The sequence below is a fragment of the Flavobacterium sp. genome (assembly GCF_044357305.1).
In the GTDB taxonomy this organism is placed as follows: Bacteria; Bacteroidota; Bacteroidia; order Flavobacteriales; family Flavobacteriaceae; genus Flavobacterium.
The window spans coordinates 361,228-378,974 of sequence record NZ_JBIKPS010000001.1 but is presented as its reverse complement, the minus strand read 5'-3'; the positions used below and the strand labels follow the sequence as shown (position 1 = coordinate 378,974).

At 33.5% G+C, this 17,747-nt stretch carries 17 protein-coding genes; 14 read left to right on the top strand and 3 right to left on the bottom strand.

Annotated features, from left to right (window positions below; genetic code table 11):
- The first annotated feature begins 100 nt into the window (after positions 1-100).
- The 6 genes from metG (at position 101) to ACIQ2J_RS01750 (ending at position 6,373) form a co-directional block, all read left to right on the top strand.
- On the top strand, positions 101-2,173 hold the full coding sequence (metG, locus tag ACIQ2J_RS01775; RefSeq protein ID WP_396165959.1) for a methionine--tRNA ligase: 2,073 nt from the start codon (positions 101-103) through the stop codon (positions 2,171-2,173).
- Positions 2,174-2,313: 140 nt separating this feature from the next.
- Positions 2,314-3,318 carry an adenosine deaminase gene (locus ACIQ2J_RS01770; protein WP_396165958.1) on the top strand — a complete coding sequence of 335 codons (1,005 nt, stop codon included), beginning with the start codon at positions 2,314-2,316 and terminating at the stop codon, positions 3,316-3,318.
- Positions 3,319-3,321: 3 nt separating this feature from the next.
- The gene (locus ACIQ2J_RS01765; RefSeq protein WP_396165956.1) at positions 3,322-4,005 is read left to right on the top strand and encodes an HAD family hydrolase; all 684 of its coding nucleotides are present in this window, start codon (positions 3,322-3,324) and stop codon (positions 4,003-4,005) included.
- Between the two features lie 105 nt (positions 4,006-4,110).
- Positions 4,111-4,737: a CatA-like O-acetyltransferase gene (locus ACIQ2J_RS01760; RefSeq protein WP_396165955.1), complete on the top strand. Its 627-nt coding sequence runs from the start codon at positions 4,111-4,113 to the stop codon at positions 4,735-4,737.
- Positions 4,738-5,040: 303 nt separating this feature from the next.
- On the top strand, positions 5,041-5,391 hold the full coding sequence (locus ACIQ2J_RS01755; protein WP_396165953.1) for a hypothetical protein: 351 nt from the start codon (positions 5,041-5,043) through the stop codon (positions 5,389-5,391).
- 31 nt (positions 5,392-5,422) lie between these two features.
- A complete protein-coding gene (locus ACIQ2J_RS01750) occupies positions 5,423-6,373 on the top strand; it encodes a hypothetical protein (RefSeq protein ID WP_396165951.1) in 951 nt (316 codons plus the stop codon).
- A 238-nt stretch (positions 6,374-6,611) separates the two neighbouring features.
- Here the strand turns inward: ACIQ2J_RS01750 and ACIQ2J_RS01745 are convergent, their stop codons facing one another.
- Positions 6,612-6,944, bottom strand: coding sequence for a single-stranded DNA-binding protein (locus ACIQ2J_RS01745; protein ID WP_396165948.1), 333 nt, complete (start codon positions 6,942-6,944; stop codon positions 6,612-6,614).
- Between the two features lie 402 nt (positions 6,945-7,346).
- On the opposite strand from ACIQ2J_RS01745, the gene ACIQ2J_RS01740 reads away from it, so the two are divergent.
- The 5 genes from ACIQ2J_RS01740 to ACIQ2J_RS01720 are packed head-to-tail and all read left to right on the top strand — an operon-like array spanning position 7,347 to position 11,459.
- A complete protein-coding gene (locus ACIQ2J_RS01740; RefSeq protein WP_396165946.1) occupies positions 7,347-7,697 on the top strand; it encodes a hypothetical protein in 351 nt (116 codons plus the stop codon).
- A 5-nt stretch (positions 7,698-7,702) separates the two neighbouring features.
- Positions 7,703-10,021 (top strand): M28 family peptidase, encoded by a 2,319-nt coding sequence (locus ACIQ2J_RS01735; RefSeq protein ID WP_396165943.1) that lies wholly within the window; start codon positions 7,703-7,705, stop codon positions 10,019-10,021.
- Between the two features lie 60 nt (positions 10,022-10,081).
- Positions 10,082-10,327, top strand: coding sequence for a type II toxin-antitoxin system ParD family antitoxin (locus ACIQ2J_RS01730; RefSeq protein WP_396165941.1), 246 nt, complete (start codon positions 10,082-10,084; stop codon positions 10,325-10,327).
- Positions 10,327-10,626, top strand: coding sequence for a type II toxin-antitoxin system RelE/ParE family toxin (locus tag ACIQ2J_RS01725; RefSeq protein ID WP_396165938.1), 300 nt, complete (start codon positions 10,327-10,329; stop codon positions 10,624-10,626). The genes ACIQ2J_RS01730 and ACIQ2J_RS01725 overlap by 1 nt, the downstream gene beginning before the upstream one ends.
- A gap of 26 nt (positions 10,627-10,652) precedes the next feature.
- Positions 10,653-11,459 carry an SDR family oxidoreductase gene (locus ACIQ2J_RS01720; RefSeq protein ID WP_396165936.1) on the top strand — a complete coding sequence of 269 codons (807 nt, stop codon included), beginning with the start codon at positions 10,653-10,655 and terminating at the stop codon, positions 11,457-11,459.
- A gap of 46 nt (positions 11,460-11,505) precedes the next feature.
- Here the strand turns inward: ACIQ2J_RS01720 and ACIQ2J_RS01715 are convergent, their stop codons facing one another.
- Positions 11,506-13,560, bottom strand: coding sequence for a M13 family metallopeptidase (locus tag ACIQ2J_RS01715; protein WP_396165934.1), 2,055 nt, complete (start codon positions 13,558-13,560; stop codon positions 11,506-11,508).
- A 131-nt stretch (positions 13,561-13,691) separates the two neighbouring features.
- On the opposite strand from ACIQ2J_RS01715, the gene ACIQ2J_RS01710 reads away from it, so the two are divergent.
- From ACIQ2J_RS01710 to feoB, 3 genes are all read left to right on the top strand, one after another.
- Positions 13,692-14,387 (top strand): SCO family protein, encoded by a 696-nt coding sequence (locus ACIQ2J_RS01710; RefSeq protein ID WP_396165931.1) that lies wholly within the window; start codon positions 13,692-13,694, stop codon positions 14,385-14,387.
- A 133-nt stretch (positions 14,388-14,520) separates the two neighbouring features.
- Positions 14,521-14,757, top strand: a complete 237-nt coding sequence (locus tag ACIQ2J_RS01705; RefSeq protein WP_396165929.1) for a ferrous iron transport protein A — start codon at positions 14,521-14,523, stop codon at positions 14,755-14,757.
- Positions 14,757-16,847 carry a ferrous iron transport protein B gene (gene feoB / locus ACIQ2J_RS01700; protein ID WP_396165927.1) on the top strand — a complete coding sequence of 697 codons (2,091 nt, stop codon included), beginning with the start codon at positions 14,757-14,759 and terminating at the stop codon, positions 16,845-16,847. Before ACIQ2J_RS01705 ends, feoB begins: the two co-directional genes overlap by 1 nt.
- Positions 16,848-17,088: 241 nt before the next feature.
- On the opposite strand, the gene ACIQ2J_RS01695 is transcribed toward feoB, so the two are convergent.
- Complete coding sequence (locus tag ACIQ2J_RS01695) at positions 17,089-17,598, bottom strand: acyl-CoA thioesterase (RefSeq protein ID WP_396165925.1); 510 nt, start codon at positions 17,596-17,598, stop codon at positions 17,089-17,091.
- Positions 17,599-17,747: the final 149 nt, after the last annotated feature.

Here is a 17,747-nt window from a genome sequence, read left to right as displayed (position 1 = left end):
TTCATTTGCAGAGTAAAGAAGGAAATAGCATCCGATTGCCACGTTCCTCGTAATGACAAAAAATAATTGCTTATTTTTGCATCATATATACCAAATTATCATGTTAGAAAATCCAAAAAGATATACCATTACGGCTGCGTTGCCTTACACCAACGGGCCAATTCATATAGGACATTTAGCGGGCGTTTATGTCCCGTCGGATATTTATGCGCGCTATTTGCGATTGCAAGGGAGAGATGTGCTTTTCGTTTGCGGAAGCGATGAACATGGCGTTGCCATTTCGATGAAAGCCAAAAAAGAGGGCATCACACCGCAAGAAGTGATTGATAAATACGACGCAATTATTAGAAAATCGTTTATCGATTTCGGAATTTCGTTTGATAATTATTCCCGAACTTCCTCTAAAATTCACCACGATACCGCTTCAGAATTTTTTAGAAAATTATACGACAATGGCGACTTTATTGAAGAAGTTACTGAACAATTGTACGATGCTAAAGCCGATCAGTTTCTTGCCGATCGTTTTGTGGTGGGAACTTGCCCAAAATGTGGTAACGAAGAAGCATACGGAGACCAATGTGAAAAATGTGGTTCGACGTTGAACGCGACCGATTTAATCAACCCAAAATCTACCATTACTGGTGATACTCCGATTTTAAAATCTACTAAACATTGGTTTTTGCCTTTGGATAGATACCAAGATTTCTTGAAAGAATGGATTTTAGTTGGGCATGAAAAAGACTGGAAAAACAATGTTTTAGGCCAGGTGAAATCCTGGTTGGACGATGGTTTAAAACCTCGTGCGGTTACCCGCGATTTAGATTGGGGAATTGATGTTCCTGTGGCTGGTGCCGAAGGAAAAAAATTATATGTGTGGTTTGATGCGCCAATTGGCTATATCTCGTCTACCAAAGAATGGGCTGCTCGTGAAGGAAAAGACTGGGAGCCGTATTGGAAAGATGCGGGTACTAAATTAGTCCACTTTATTGGGAAAGACAATATTGTGTTTCATTGTATTATTTTTCCTGCGATGTTGAAAGCCGAAGGAAGTTATATTTTACCAGATAATGTGCCTGCCAATGAATTTTTGAATTTGGAAGGAAACAAACTTTCGACTTCTAAAAACTGGGCGGTTTGGTTGCATGAATATTTACTGGATTTTCCGGATAAGCAAGATTCTTTGCGTTATGCATTGACCTCGAACGCACCAGAAAATAAAGATAATGACTTTACTTGGAAGGATTTTCAAGCAAGAAATAATAATGAATTGGCGGCTATTTTTGGAAATTTCATCAATAGAGTGGTGGTTTTAACCAATAAATACTACAACGGAATTGTTCCGTCACCAAATGAATTTTCAGAGGTGGACGAACAAACTTTAAATGAATTAAAAGCTTATCCAGCGGTGATTTCTAGTTCTATTGAACGCTACCGATTTAGAGAAGCGCAAGGCGAATTGATGAACGTTGCTCGATTAGGAAATAAATATTTGGCCGACGAAGAGCCTTGGAAAATGGTAAAAACCAATCCGGAGCGTGTGCAAACACAAATGTATGTGGCTTTGCAAATTGCTGCTGCTTTACGTGTTTTGTGTGAGCCCTTCTTGCCGTTTACGGCGTGTAAATTATCGGGGATTTTAAAAACAGAATTGAACTTGAGTTGGAAAGATGTTGCCGAAACGTCCGATTTAATTCCGGCAGGACACCAAATAGGAGAAGCCGAAATATTATTCGCTCAAATAGAAGATACGGAAATTCAAAAACAAATAGACAAACTAGAGGCTACTAAAAAAGCAAATACAGAGGAGATTGCTTCGTCTCTCGCAAAGACAGAAGCGCAAAAAGAAACCGCAACTTTTGAAGATTTTTCAAAATTAGATTTGCGTGTGGGAACTATTTTGGAAGCCGAAAAAATGCCCAAAGCCAACAAACTTTTAGTTTTGAAAGTAGATACCGGAATGGATGTAAGAACCATAGTTTCTGGAATTGCCGAACATTTTTCACCTGAAGAAGTGATTGGAAAACGTGTTACGGTTTTAGTGAATTTAGCACCAAGAGCCTTACGCGGCGTGGAAAGTCAAGGGATGATTTTGATGAGTAACAATGCCGAAGGAAAACTAGTTTTTGTAAACCCAGATGCCGATGGCGTTGCCAATGGTGCGTTGATTAGTTAATATAACTTTAAGACTAATTTTTTTAAACCATTAAGAATTTAAGTTTCATTAAGCCCTAATTTGCTTAACTTTCTTAATGGTTTATGACCAAAAAAATAACTGAATTACATATAAAGTCTTAATTTTTTCAAAAAATAAAAATGAAAAACTTCCTCTCTAAACTTCCAAAAGCCGAATTGCATTTACACATTGAAGGTTCGTTGGAACCCGAATTGATGTTTGCTTTAGCGCAACGCAATACAATTGAAATTCCATATAAAAGCATTGAAGAAGTTAAGGAAGCCTATAAATTTTCGTGTTTGCAGGATTTCTTAAACATTTATTATGCAGGTGCAAGTGTGTTACTTCAGGAGGAAGATTTTTACGATCTTACCATGGCCTATTTAACCAAATGCCACGAAGAAAACATTGTGCATACCGAAATTATGTTCGACCCACAAACGCATACGGAACGCGGCATTGCCTTTGAAACGGTAATCAACGGAATTCAAAAAGCACGAAACGAAGCCCAAGAAAAATGGGGTATTTCTTCGTTTTTAATTATGAGTTATTTGCGCCATTTACCCGAGGAAGCAGCATTTAAAACTTTGGAGCAATCGTTGCCATTTAAACATTTAATAAAAGCTGTAGGTTTGGATTCCTCCGAAAAAGGAAATCCACCTTCTAAATTCTATAAAGTTTTTGAAGCATCTGCTAAAGCTGGCTATGTATTGTTGGCACATGCTGGCGAAGAAGGTCCGGCTGAATACGTTTGGGAAGCCATTGATGGATTAAAAATTGTACGCATCGACCACGGAAATAATTGTTTGACCGATGAAAAATTGGTAAACGAAATCATCCAAAGGGATATGGCTTTAACGGTTTGCCCACTATCTAATTTAGAGTTGAAAGTGGTTGACGATTTGAAAGACCATCCTTTAAAAACGATGTTGGATAAAGGCATTAAAGCCACGGTAAATTCCGATGATCCTGCTTATTTTGGTGGTTATTTGAATCAGAATTTTATTGCCATTCAAGAAGCATTACATTTATCGAAAGCCGAGGTAGTTCTTTTGGCAAAAAATTCGTTTCAATATTCTTTATTGGAAGAAAATCGCAAACAAGAATTAATGAATTTAGTGGATGATTATGCTTTAAATAATTAAAAAATGAAACTAAAAGTAATTGCTTTTGATGCTGACGATACCCTATTTATAAACGAGCCTTATTTTCAAGAAACCGAGCAAAAATTTTGTGCTTTGATGAGTGATTATTTATCGCAACAAGGATTATCGCAAGAATTATTTAGAGTTGAAATTCAGAATTTAGATTTGTATGGCTACGGAATCAAAGGTTATATTCTTTCGATGATTGAAGCCGCGATGAAAATTTCAGACAATACCATTTCGATGGAAATTATTGAAAAAATTATTGTTTCTGGAAAAGAATTACTTCAAAAACCTATTGTTTTATTGGAAGGTGTAGAAGAAACATTGGCACAATTACACGGAAAATACAAACTTATAGTTGCCACAAAAGGCGACCTGAAAGACCAACAACGCAAGTTACACGATTCGGGTTTAGGACATTATTTTCACCATATAGAAGTTATGGCCGATAAGCAAGAACTCAATTACGAAAAATTATTGTTGCGATTGGAAATTAATGCTTCCGAATTTTTTATGATTGGAAATTCTTTAAAATCAGATGTTTTGCCTGTGCTAGCCATTGGCGGTCATGCGGTTCATATTCCGTTCCACACCACTTGGGAACACGAGAAAATAAGCCATAAAGTGGAACATCCCAATTTAAAACGTTCGAAAAAATTACGGATGTTTTGCCATTACTATTAAAATAATTTAGCAAATTTATTTTTCTAAAACATTAAGAAATTAAGACACATTAAGACTTAATGAAACTTAATTTCTTAATGGTTTAAAATTTTAAAAATGGTATATATGAAAGAAAAACTTAATCTCGATACTTGGAACCGTAAGGAACATTTCTTGTTTTTTAAACAAATGGAAGAACCTTTTTTTGGAATTACTGTTACTATAGATTGCACTATGGCTTATGATAAAGCGGCATCTTTAGGAGTTTCTTTTTTTTCTTATTATTTGCATAAAACTTTAACGGCAGTAAATACTATTGAGGCTTTTCGGTACCGAATTATTGGAGAAGACATTTATGTTTTTGATCAAATAAATGCTTCGGCAACGGTATTACGAGAAGATAAAACTTTTGGCTTTTCGTTGATGGAATATCAAGAAGATACTATCCTATTTTCTGAAATCGTAATGAAAGAAATTACCCGAATTCAATCCACCACAGGGTTATTCACTCGGGAGGAATATGGTGAGAATTTAATTCACTTTTCGGCTTTACCTTTGATAAATTTTACTTCGTTTTCACATGCCCGAAGTTTCACTTGGCCCGATAGTTGCCCAAAGATATCGTTTGGAAAAATGATGGAAGAAAACGGTAAAAAAACAATAGCAGTATCCATTCATGTGCACCATGGTTTGATGGATGGTTACCATGTTGGGTTGTTTATTAATTGTTTGCAAGAATTACTTAATTCCTAATTGAAATAAGTCCAGTTGGCGCCGTCGCTAATTACAATACTACTTCTAGAATTATTTTCGTACATGTAAATCTGTGCAGATCCTCAATTCATTTTAGCCATAAATTTAAATTATGACTATTGCAATTCGCTTTTACAAAAATGATATAATGACGTTTACATTAGTTGATTTATATATATTTTAGATTATTTTTAATAAATAATCGTTTATATACAATTTACTTACGATAAAAAGCATTGGCAATAATTTGTTAATGTAATTTATAGTATTAATATTGTAAAAACAATTTTAAATATAAAAAGGATGGAAAACAATTACATTATTAGCTCAAATCCAGTTTTTGAATTATACCTTGAAAACAATTATTTAATTATAAACAATTCTAACTATTTTAAAGGCAATTATGTAATACCTTTTCAAGAAATTGAGAGTATTGAACTGATTCGCTGTTTTACTTTTTGGGATAAAATCATTAAAGCGTATTTCAAATTTTGGAAACCAACTAAATCTCTGTTTTTAATTCTAAATTTAAAAAATGGATGGAAAAATATTTTGCTTAACGAGTGTAATACCAAAAAAACCAAGAAGGCAATTAACCAAATAAATGAAATGCTGAGTAATAATGCTATAGCGTTACAACCTGAGTTGAGTTAGGGGATAAAACACATCAGTCACTTTGCCAAAAATGGAAAATAAAAAGAAAAAAAAGTCTAAAATTAATTATTTTGTAAGAACGCTTATTGTCATATTGGGTGTATTAATAATCTCACTGATAATCAGTAAATTTTATATTTTTGAACCAAAAGGTGAAATATCAAATGGGATAATAATACTTTTAGGACTATTGATAATTTTATCTCTAAGTGAAATATTTGATAGTTTTTCATTAGGCCAGTTTATTTCATTAAAAAAAACTGTTGCTGAAAAAAACGAAAAAATTGTTGAATTAAAAGAAACTAATGAAAAACTATTCAACCTAATAGTTTCAAATAATATTTCCCAAGGGCAATCAATGACTAATAATAATGGGATTTCTGAAGAATTAGTAAAATCAATACTTTCATCAGTAATAAAAGCAGACAAAGAAACTACTCAAAATGAAGAAAATCAAAAAGAAAAAATCTCGGAAATTCTTGTTGAAGAAGAAGAAAAAACAACTAATCTAAGCGCGCCTAGAAAAAGATTAAACTTACCTAAATTAGAACAATATGTTTTAAATAAATTTATAGAAAATAAGGAATTAAAAAGGTATAAATTTATAGAAAATGCTCAAATTCTAGTTCCGCAAAAGGATATAGATCCAATTAGCATTCATAATCCCGTTTTTGATGGATATGTAGAAACAGAAAATAGTGAAATGTTTATAGAAATTAAATTAAGAAGTGCACCATTAATGTTGTTCCGGGAAAGGCTTTATGTAATGCTAAACAAACTGTACTATTATAGAATTTCAACAAAATCAAATGTTTATCTAAATTTAATATTAGTAGAAAGACCTACAGATGAAAGTAAACAAGTTTCTAATAGCGAGGAAAGATTAATTAACGAATTTATGCCAGCTATGAGACTTGGCTTGTTAAAGATTGACTATATACCCCTTTTGGAAAAAGAAATGAAGGGATTATATAGAGATTAAAGCGAGTTATAATTGCTTGTTCAAATTGGGTTTAAGTTAAATTTAAATTGATTATAACTCATAGATTGTCATTAAATAAAATTTTGGATGTATTTCTTCCCATTATCAATTACAAACTAGCAATATAATAAGATTTCAGATTAGTAACACTAAAGCCACACCATAAAAACACACACTAAAGTTAAATAAATAAAAACCTAAAAGACGAAAAAATTCGCCTTTTAGGTTAATGTTGTTTTTACTTACCCAAAAGTAAAATTTCATTGGCAACCACTTCGGTGATGTAGCGTTTTTCTCCGTTTTTATCGTCATAAGAACGGTGAGTGAGTTTGCCTTCAATAGCAATTTCTTTGCCTTTGGTTACATATTTTTCAATAATGTCGGCAACTTTACCCCAAGCAGATACACGGTGCCATTCGGTTTGTTCTACTTTATCTCCGTTTTCTTTGTAATATACCTCGTTGGTAGCGAGGGTAATGTTTGCAACTTTTTTTCCTCCTTCAAGAGTTTTGATTTCAGGGTCTTGACCCACATGTCCAATTAATTGTACTTTGTTTCTTAATGCATTCATGGCGTTTAAATTTAAATTGTTAAAATTATTGTTTTTAAATAGTGGAAGTTGTAGTAATTATGTTACTCACTTTCAACATTGCAAAGTTGCGACGGTTCAACAATATTATTCGGTAAGTAACCATTTACTTTCGGTTGTAACTACTTGTAAGCGTTTGTAAATGGAAATTTTTTATTACATTTGATATTGTTACTATCGTAATAGTAGTGTGGTATTGGAAATGAAACAAATAAACACTACCGTTTGTGTTTAGCCCTGATTGCAGTGGAAATCCTGGCATTGCGATAAACAAATTGTACTATTGGATTGTTTCGTTCCTCGCAATGACAGATTGGAACGGAAAGCAGGAATTTAGTAACCAAATAATGCCCCAAACATCTGCTCTTAAAAAAAGAAAATAGTATGAATAAAAACTGTTTGGAATGTAACGAAAAAATTGTAGGTCGTGAGGACAAAAAGTTCTGTAGCGATGGTTGTCGCAATGCTTACAACAATAAAATTAACAAAGACAGCACTAATTATATGCGCAATACTAACAATAAATTGCGGAAGAATTATAGAATTCTGTCGGAATTAAATGTAGATGGGAAGTCGAAAACTACCCGATCTAAAATGTTAGGCAAAGGATTTGATTTTGAATATTTTACAAATATTTTAAATACCAAGTCAGGAAATACGTACTGTTTTGTTTACGACCAAGGCTATATGGCTTTGGAAAATGATTTTTTTATTTTGGTTAAAAAAGATATCTAGCAGTTATGAAAAACAAATTCACTTCCGTATCTCTTATAGTGGTTTTGGCATTGCTGCTATTGGGAATTTTCTATTTTAGAATGCCGCAAAGTTACGACACTACCGAGGCACCACTATCGGAATTTTCTACATCGCGGGCGTTGCAAACTGTGAAAGCCATGACTGCTAAACCGCATTTTGTGGGTTCTGAAAACCACGAAGTGGTGGCGAACTATTTGGTGAAAGAATTACAGAATTTAGGTTTACAACCTGCCTTTCAAGAAGGATTTACAATGACCGAAAAAGGGACTTTGGTAAAATCCAAAAACATAATTGCAACCATTAAAGGATCGGCAAGTACCAAAGCATTGTTGTTGCTGTCGCATTATGATAGTGCTCCGCATTCCTATTCCTATGGTGCGAGTGATGATGCTAGTGGAGTGGCGACCATTATGGAATCGGTTCGTGCTTTTTTGTATTCTAAAAGCAAACATAAAAATGATATTATTATTCTTTTTACCGATGCGGAAGAATTGGGTTTAAACGGTGCCACTTTATTTGTAACCGAACACCAATGGGCAAAAAAGGTTGGTTTGGTGCTTAATTTTGAAGCACGAGGAAGTTCGGGGCCTAGTTATATGCTCATGGAAACCAACGAAGGCAATGCCAATATGATTGATGCTTTTTGCAAAGGAAATTCATGTTATCCGGTGTCGAATTCGTTAATGTATAGCATCTATAAAATGCTTCCGAACGATACCGATTTGACCGTTTTTAGAGAGAAAGGAAAAATCCAAGGATTTAATTTTGCCTTTATTGACAACCATTTTAACTACCATACCCAGCAAGATACCTACCAACATCTCGACCCAAATACACTGGCACATCAAGGAACCTATCTTTTTCCGTTGTTACAATATTTTTCGAATGCCGATTTAACCCAATTGAATTCTACCGAAGATAAAGTGTATTTTAGTGTTCCGTTTTTTATGGTTCGCTATCCATTTTATTGGATTATTCCAATGGTTTTACTAGGATTTGGATTATGGGGATTGTTTCTCTTTTTGGGATTAGGGAAACGAATGTTCTTTATTCAAGATATTTTTAAAGGGTTTGTTCCGTTTTTTGGCGCCTTATTTTCTGCTGGATTGGTTACTTATATAGGTTGGAAAATCATCTTATTGAGCTATGCCCAATACCAAGATATTCTACAAGGATTTACCTATAATGGCCACGATTATGTGTACGGATTTATAAGTTTGTCGCTTGCTATTTGCTTTTGGTTTTATAAAAGTGATACCAAGAAAAATTCCGAAATGGTCTTGCTTATACCTGCACTTTTTGTTTGGTTGGTTATTAATGTTGCTATTGTACTATTGCTAAAAGGAGCCGCATTTTTAATTATTCCGGTGCTTGCAAGTTTGCTGATTTTCGGCTATTTTGTTATCACCCAAAAAACAAATGTCTATTTGAATCTGCTTTTGGCAATTCCGACTTTGGTAATTATTGTGCCTTTTATTACAATGTTTCCGGTAGGTTTAGGTCTAAAAATTCTCGTTGGAAGTTCTGTTTTAACCGTTTTAAGTTTTAGTTTGTTGTTGCCAATTTTTGGTTCGTTTCCACGAAAAGGAATTTGGGCTGCATTCTTCTTGTTGCTTTCTTTTGGATTTTTTGCCAAAGCACACCAATCTTCGGGCTATGCCAAAGGAACGGCAAAACCAAATAGTTTAGTTTATATAGTAAATGGGGATACCAATAAAGCCAATTGGGCAACCTACGATACTAATTTAGACGAATGGACTAGAGGCTATTTAGGTCAAAACCCAAAAAATGCCGAGGTATTAAATACCAATAAATTATATAGCAAATATGGTTCGAAATATACATTTATGGCAGATGCTCCCGCTAAAAAAATAGCCAAACCAACTATAGAATTTATTACGGATTCCGTCCTTGGAGCCAATCATTATTTTAAAATTGTAATTACTCCCAATAGAAAAGTCAATCGCTATGATATTTTTGCAAATGACAAACTAACTATTAATCATTTAGTGGCGAATGGTGTTAAAGGATTGGATATTAAAAGCAATATTATTTCTAAAAAAAGCAACAAATTGCTAAGTTATTACGTGGTGGATAATTTCCCTTTGACTTTAGAGTTCTCGATTCATGCTAGTCAAAAACTAGATTTGAATTTAGTAGAAAGTTCGTTCGATTTAATGACGAATAGCCAATTTAAAATGAACCAAAGAAAAGATTGGATGATGCCGAAACCATTTGTATTGACAGATGCAGTGGTGATTATGGAAAAATTGCGCGCCACTTTGCAACATCCAAAACCATAAAAAATAATTATTATTCGTTTAAAAATACCATAAATTGGTATATTTGTAAAAAGAAAAATTATGGCACGTAATACATCGATTTTAATAGGAGAGTATTTTGAAAATTTTATTAAGGAACAAATTGCTTCTGGGAAATATAATTCTGTAAGTGAAGTGGTTAGAACTGCTTTGAGATTATTTGAACAGGAAGAAAATCAAGCAAAAACATTAATTAATGAACTTCAAATAGGAGAAAAAAGTAAAAAGATTACAAACTTTGATAGAGAGAAAAATCTAGAGCAACTTAATGCCAATTTTCTGAAATAATGTCAAAATATAGTATCAGCGAAAAGGCTTTGGAGGATATTAATACTATTTGGAACTATACTGCTGAAAATTGGTCAACCCAACAGGCCAATCGTTATTATAATTTAATTTTAGATGAAATAGAGTTTGTTGCCGCAAATTTTGAAACAGCAAAAGATTTTGAGACTATCCGAAAAGATTATCGATATTCAAAAGTAAAATCGCATTTAGTGTTTTTCAAAAAGACAAAAAATAATGAAATTGAAGTTGTAAGAGTTTTACACGAAAGAATGGATATTAAAAACAAATTAATTGAATAAAAAAATAAAAGCAAACCTCCTCTTTAATGAAACAAATTAGCATACTTGGTTGCGGTTGGTTGGGATTTCCTTTAGCAAAATCGTTGCTTAAAAATGGGTATACAATTTCTGGCTCTACAACTTCGGTAGAGAAAATTTCAGTATTGGAAAATGCAGGGATTACTCCGTTTTTGATCCGTTTATCGGATGTCACTATTGAAGGTGAAATAGCTTCTTTTTTAAAAAATTCCGAAATTCTAATTATCGATATTCCACCTAAATTGCGTGGAAATTCTACTGAAAATTTTGTAGCTAAAATTCAAAATTTAATTCCTTTTATAGAAAAATCTTCTGTGAAAAAAGTCCTTTTTGTGAGTTCTACTTCAGTATATTCGGAGGAAAATACCACAATTACCGAAGATACCTTTCCAAATCCAGACACCGAAAGTGGCAAACAATTGTTAGAAGCCGAGCAACTTTTGCAAAGCAATAAAACTTTTCAAACTACGTTTATTCGGTTTGGAGGATTGATAGGAGAAAATCGGCATCCGATACAATTTCTTGCAGGCAGAACGAATATTGAAAATCCGGGAGGACCTATTAATTTAATCCATCAAATGGATTGCATCGGAATTATTGAAACCATTCTTCAGCAAGATTCGAAAGAAAACGAAACCTTTAATGCGGTTGCGCCATTTCATCCTACTAGAAAAGAATATTACATCCAGAAAGCATTAGAATTTAACTTGCCTTTGCCTGAATTTAACGAAAGTAAACCTTCCATTGGAAAACTTATTAGTAGTGAAAAGGTGGAACAAGTATTAGGCTATTTGTTTTCCAAAAATAAGCTATAAAAAAAGGTGCAATTTCTTGCACCTTTTGTATATAATACTATTTAGACTACCAGATTTTAACTCGTTTTTCTGGTGCTACATACATTCCGTCGCCTTCTTTAATATCAAATGCTTGAACAAAAGTATCCAAATTAATTAATGGAACATAAGCACGATACATTGCAGGAGAATGCGGATCGGTTTTCACTTGATTTTTCAAAGCTTCATCTCTAATTTTACCTCTCCATATGGTTGCCCAAGAAATAAACAAACGTTGCTCTGGAGTGAATCCATCAATTAGTCCTGGATTTCCATTTTCTTTTAAATACAATTGCAATCCGTCATAAGCAGCGTTAATTCCGCCTAAATCACCTATGTTTTCTCCTAATGTAAATTTTCCATCTACATGCGTTCCTGGAAGTGGCTCTAATGCCGAATATTGATCTGCTAATGCAGTTCCTAAGGCTGTAAATTGCGTTAAATCTTCTGCAGTCCACCAATCAATAAGATTTCCGTCGGCATTATAACTTGCGCCTTGGTCATCAAATCCGTGAGAAATTTCATGTCCAATTACAGCTCCAATTCCACCGTAATTTACTGCTTCATCTGCTTTATAATCGTAGAAAGGAGGTTGCAAGATTGCAGCTGGAAATACAATTTCGTTATACGAAGGATTGTAATACGCATTTACTGTTTGTGGAGACATTCCCCATTCGGTTTTGTCTACTGGTTTAGAAAGTTTAGCCAAATCTTTATTCCATTGCCATTTTGAAATATTCATGATATTATCAAAATAACTTCCACCTTCTAGAGGGCTTTTAACTTCTAAAGTGGAATAATCTTCCCACTTGTCTGGATATCCAATTTTGATTGTTAATTTATTTAATTTTTCTATAGCTTTCAATTTGGTTTCAGGCGACATCCAAGATAAATTGTTGATTCTAATTTCATAAGCACGAATCACGTTTTTAATCATTTTAGATGCTTTGTCTTTTGCCTCAGCAGGAAACATTTTTTCAACATATAATTTTCCTAAGGCTTCACCAACAGTACCATTTACAACTTGAAGTGCTTTTTCATGACGAGGGCGTTGTTTTAAAGCTCCTGTCAACGTTTTTCCGTAAAATTCCCAATTGGCAGTTTCAATAGCTGTTGATAATTGACTTGATGCACTTCTTAGTAATGTCCAACGCATGTAGGCCTTCCAAGATTCTACTTTATTTTCAGTAAAAATAGTTTGTAACGCAGCCATATATCTTGGTTGGGTAACAATTATAGTGTCTAATTTAGAAAAACCAACCCCTTTTACATAGGTATTCCAATTTACAATAGGAAGCATTTTCTGTAAATCTGAAATAGCCGTAGGATTGTATTGTTTTTTACTATCTCTGCGTTCCACTCTATCCAGTCTTGGTTGCGACATTTGAATCTCTAAAGCTAGAACTTTTTCTGCATTTACTTTTGCATCTTCCGGTGAATCGCCTAAAAACTGCAACATTTTAGCTACATGAAGTACGTATTTTTCTCTTTTTTCTTTAGAATCTTTATCTTCAGAAACATAATAATCTCGATCGGGTAATCCTAAAGAACCTGGACCAACACTCACAACATTTCTAGTACTGTTTTTTTCATCAGCACCAACACCAACACCATAAAAACCAACACCTCCGCCTTGCGCTTCGGTTTCCATCATTAATTTTTGTAAATCTTGAATGTTTTTTACAGCATTAATTTTTACTAAATACGGTTTAAGTGGAGCAATTCCTTGCTTGTTTCGAGCCACAGTATCCATAACCGCTTTATACATATTGATTGCTTTACCCTGATCTGTATTTGACTTATACTTTGGGTTTTTAGAAGCTTCGTTTAATATTGCCAAAGCATCTTTATCGGTGTTTTGACGCAATTCATCAAAACTACCCCAACGGGTTTTATCTGCAGGAATTTCGGTGTTTTTTAACCATGTTCCATTCACAAATTTAAAAAAATCATCACTTGGTTTTACCGATTTATCCATTAAATCCAAGCCTAATCCTGGCATTTTTTGTTGGGCATTGCCTTGGTGGATAGCAAAAAGACTTGCCGCCAAGAAGCCAAACTTAATTGTAGTTTGAAGTTTCATATTGTTTTTTGATTGTTTATACAAATCTATTAATTTTAAACTTACAAAATGTTAAAAAACCCTTAATGAAAAAAGGTTTGAGTATTGAGGTTTAGTATTCCAAAAGTTGTTTTGTAACTTTGCAAAAAAAAATGCTATCCAAACTTAAAGAATATAAAATTTTCATTGGTTTTTTTGTGCTTTTTTCAATTGTTACTATAAGTGCTTTTTACACTGTATTAAAACCAAAACCAAAACTTGCCCTATTCAATCCAAGTGATGTAAATCCAGAATTGGTAGATTCTACTGTTCAATATGTGGCTATAGACCACACTATTGCAGATTTTTCTTTTACTAATCAAAATGGTAAAACAATTACTCAAAAAGACTATGAAGGCAAGATTTATGTTGCCGATTTTTTCTTTACTACTTGTGGTTCTATTTGTCCGAAAATGACCAATAACATGGTTTGGTTGCAAACTCAACTTAAAGATAATCCTAATGTTTTATTGCTTTCCCATTCGGTTACACCAGATATTGACAATGTTACTGTATTAAAAAAATATGCCCTTGAAAAAGGAGTTATCGACAGCAAATGGAACTTAGTTACCGGAAACAAAAAAGACATTTATTTCATTGCTAGAAAATCCTATTTGGCAGTTAAAACTGGAAAACCATCGGAAATGTATGATATGGTACACACTGAAAATTTTGTTTTAGTAGATTCGAAACGTCGCGTTCGCGGATTTTATGACGGGACCAACCTTGATGGCGTAACAGAACCTGGAATTAAAAATGTGAAACAACTTTTGGAAGACATTACAATATTGATAGAAGAAGAAAAATAATCCTTCTATTAAAAAACTAAAGCCTAAATTTTATTGTAAACAAGTATAAATAAAAACTTAAAACTTGATAATTATCATAGATTTTACATTGCAAAGACGTACTTTTGTATTTTAATTCAATCTAAATAAAGCCGTGCAAACTACAATTGCTCAACTAAAAATTGGTCAAAAAGGAATTATCACCGATTTTAATATCGATGAAATTCCGTTGAAATTACTTGAAATGGGTTGTCTTCCTGGCAATTCTGTTGAGTTAATTCAGATAGCACCTTTTGGTTGTCCTTTATATTATATTGTAAATGATTCGCATGTGGCTATTAGGCTAGAAACTGCAAAAGAAATAACTGTAGTCATCGATTCTAAAATTTAATGGCACATAAAAATATCAAAGTAGCTTTAATTGGAAATCCAAATACTGGTAAAACTTCTGTTTTTAACCATCTTACGGGTTTGCACCAACAAGTTGGAAATTATCCAGGAATCACTGTAGAAAAGAAAATTGGATTGTGTAAACTTACCAATAATGCCAAAGCTATTATATTAGATTTACCCGGAACCTATAGTTTAAATGCAAGTTCAATTGACGAAAACGTTGTGATTGAATTATTGATGAACAAAAAAGACGAAAATTTTCCGGATGTTGTGGTTGTAGTCACTGAAGTTGAAAATTTAAAACGAAACCTCCTTCTTTTTACCCAAATTAAAGATTTAGAAATTCCTACCATTTTGGTCATCAACATGAGCGACCGCATGAAACTGAAAGGGATTGAATTGGATATTCCCTTTTTAGAAAAAGAACTTCAAACCAAAATTGCTTTAATCAGTTCCAGAAAAAACATCGGAATTGAAAAAATAAAAGAATTAATATTAAATTACAAATCCCTTTCAACAGAACCTTGTTTAAATGCTTCTTCTATTGACCCAGAATATTTTGATAAATTAAGAAAAGCATTCCCAAACCAATTGGTTTATAAACTTTGGTTGGTGATTACCCAAGATGTAAATTTCTTGAATTTAGACCGAAACGAAATGAAAAGTTCGTTTACTAAATCGCATGCCGACCTAAAACGATTACAACAAAAAGAAACCATCAAGAGGTACCAATTTATAAACGATACTTTAAAATTAGGTCAAAAAATTGATCAATCCAAAGCCTCCGATATTAGAGCAAAACTAGATCGAGTATTAACTCATAAAGTCTTTGGCTATTTGATTTTCTTTGTAATATTATTTGCTATTTTTCAATCTATTTTTGACTGGAGCAGCATCCCAATGGATTTCATTGACAGTTCCTTTGCAAACTTAGCTTCCTACGCAAAAACAAACCTTCCTGCAGGCGAATTTACCAATTTAATTAGCGAAGGCATCATCCCAGGAATTGGCGGAATTTTGATATTTATACCTCAAATTGCCTTTTTATTTCTGTTTATTTCCGTTTTAGAAGAAAGCGGCTACATGAGTCGGGTGGTTTTTTTAATGGATAAAATCATGCGAAGATTCGGGCTTTCCGGAAAAAGCATCGTGCCATTAATTTCCGGAACTGCTTGTGCCATTCCGGCAATTATGGGTGCTCGAAATATTGAAAACTGGAAAGAACGATTAATCACTATTTTGGTAACACCATTTATTACTTGTTCGGCAAGATTACCGGTATATGCCATTTTGATTGCGCTTATTATTCCACAAAAAAGAATTTTCGGATTTTTAAGTTTACAAGGATTAACCCTTATGGTTTTGTATCTTTTAGGATTTGGAATAGCAATATTTTCGGCTTATATTTTAAATAAAATTTTAAAAATAAGTTCCAAATCGTATTTTGTGGTAGAAATGCCCAGTTATAAAATTCCGTTATTTAAAAATGTTGCCATTAACATCTTAGAAAAAACAAAAGCGTTTGTTTTTGGTGCTGGTAAAATCATTTTGGCAATATCTATAATCCTTTGGTTTTTGGGCTCTCACGGACCAGAAGCAACTTTTGGAAATGCCGAAAAAATAATTGCCCAAAAAACCGAAATTAATGCAACGAATAGAGATAATCTTGTAAGTGAATACAAACTAGAGCATTCGTATATTGGAATTCTAGGAAAATCTATAGAACCCGCAATTAAGCCTTTGGGTTACGATTGGAAAATTGGAATTGCCGTAGTAAGTTCGTTTGCTGCCCGAGAAGTTTTTGTAGGAACACTAGCAACCATTTACAGTGTGGGAAGCCATAGCGATGAAGAAGCAACCATAAAAGAACAAATGAAAAATGAGGTTCGCGAAGACGGAACGAAGACTTTTAATTTTGCTACTGGGGTTTCCCTCTTGCTTTTTTATGCTTTTGCCATGCAATGTGTGAGTACTTTAGCAATTGTGAAAAAAGAAACTAATTCGTGGAAATGGCCAGCAATTCAGTTGGTATTTATGAGTGGTTTTGCATATCTAACGGCACTTTTAGCCTACCAGTTTTTGAAATAATCTCTATCAATTTATTTAAAAAATGCAACAAATACTCGTTTACTTCGCTCTAGGAATTGCCTTAGCTTATTTGTACAATAAATTTTTTGGGAAGAAAACTCGAGCCAAAGGCGAACAGAGCGGAGCTAAACCTAAAAAAAATTGTGGTGAGGATGATTGTGGGTGTCATTAATACTAGTATTAAATAGCTACTCTTTTTAATTAAACCACTTCAATTACAAAGTCAAATAAATAAATTTGTTTACACAAACAACGCCTTCAATTCGGTTGCATCGTGTGGATTCATTTTTCCGGCAAGAACCAAACTCAATTGTTTTCTTCTTAAAGCTGCATCAAAGCGCAGCTTTTCTTCTTCTGTTTGAGGTTCTAGTGCGGGCACCGAAACAGGGTTTCCCGTTTCATCTACTGCTACAAAAGTATAAATAGCCTCGTTTGCCTTGGCTCTAATTCCAGATTCTCTATCTTCAATCCAAACATCCAAGTAAATTTCCATAGAGGAAGTAAATGCTCTAGAAATCTTGGCTTCTATAGTTACCACACTTCCTAAAGGGATAGCACGGTTAAAAGCAACGTGGTTTACTGAAGCGGTCACTACAATTCTTCTGGAGTGTCTTCTAGCAGCAATACTGGCCGCGCGATCCATTCTAGCCAATAATTCCCCTCCAAAAAGATTGTTCAAAGGATTGGTTTCGCCTGGCAATACCAAGTCGGTAAGTATCGTTAAGGAATCAATAGGGTGTTTTGGAGTCATGTTGTTTTTTTGCAAAGGTATTTATTTTAATTTTTGCAATACGAATTTCACGAATTAACACGAAATCTTTTGCATTTGTTCTTTAATCTTAGTTAGGAAACGAGGCTTGCAATTCGTGCAAATCTGCAACAATATAATTTGTGAAAATT

What these genes read in the sequence shown, in the direction of transcription:
- metG (WP_396165959.1), top strand. Translation starts at nt 101, where the DNA reads ATGTTAGAAAATCCAAAAAGATATACCATTACGGCTGCGTTGCCTTAC.
- ACIQ2J_RS01770 (WP_396165958.1), top strand. Translation starts at nt 2,314, where the DNA reads ATGAAAAACTTCCTCTCTAAACTTCCAAAAGCCGAATTGCATTTACAC.
- ACIQ2J_RS01765 (WP_396165956.1), top strand. Translation starts at nt 3,322, where the DNA reads ATGAAACTAAAAGTAATTGCTTTTGATGCTGACGATACCCTATTTATA.
- ACIQ2J_RS01760 (WP_396165955.1), top strand. Translation starts at nt 4,111, where the DNA reads ATGAAAGAAAAACTTAATCTCGATACTTGGAACCGTAAGGAACATTTC.
- ACIQ2J_RS01755 (WP_396165953.1), top strand. Translation starts at nt 5,041, where the DNA reads ATGGAAAACAATTACATTATTAGCTCAAATCCAGTTTTTGAATTATAC.
- ACIQ2J_RS01750 (WP_396165951.1), top strand. Translation starts at nt 5,423, where the DNA reads ATGGAAAATAAAAAGAAAAAAAAGTCTAAAATTAATTATTTTGTAAGA.
- ACIQ2J_RS01745 (WP_396165948.1), bottom strand. Translation starts at nt 6,944, where the DNA reads ATGAATGCATTAAGAAACAAAGTACAATTAATTGGACATGTGGGTCAA.
- ACIQ2J_RS01740 (WP_396165946.1), top strand. Translation starts at nt 7,347, where the DNA reads ATGAATAAAAACTGTTTGGAATGTAACGAAAAAATTGTAGGTCGTGAG.
- ACIQ2J_RS01735 (WP_396165943.1), top strand. Translation starts at nt 7,703, where the DNA reads ATGAAAAACAAATTCACTTCCGTATCTCTTATAGTGGTTTTGGCATTG.
- ACIQ2J_RS01730 (WP_396165941.1), top strand. Translation starts at nt 10,082, where the DNA reads ATGGCACGTAATACATCGATTTTAATAGGAGAGTATTTTGAAAATTTT.
- ACIQ2J_RS01725 (WP_396165938.1), top strand. Translation starts at nt 10,327, where the DNA reads ATGTCAAAATATAGTATCAGCGAAAAGGCTTTGGAGGATATTAATACT.
- ACIQ2J_RS01720 (WP_396165936.1), top strand. Translation starts at nt 10,653, where the DNA reads ATGAAACAAATTAGCATACTTGGTTGCGGTTGGTTGGGATTTCCTTTA.
- ACIQ2J_RS01715 (WP_396165934.1), bottom strand. Translation starts at nt 13,560, where the DNA reads ATGAAACTTCAAACTACAATTAAGTTTGGCTTCTTGGCGGCAAGTCTT.
- ACIQ2J_RS01710 (WP_396165931.1), top strand. Translation starts at nt 13,692, where the DNA reads ATGCTATCCAAACTTAAAGAATATAAAATTTTCATTGGTTTTTTTGTG.
- feoB (WP_396165927.1), top strand. Translation starts at nt 14,757, where the DNA reads ATGGCACATAAAAATATCAAAGTAGCTTTAATTGGAAATCCAAATACT.
- ACIQ2J_RS01695 (WP_396165925.1), bottom strand. Translation starts at nt 17,598, where the DNA reads ATGACTCCAAAACACCCTATTGATTCCTTAACGATACTTACCGACTTG.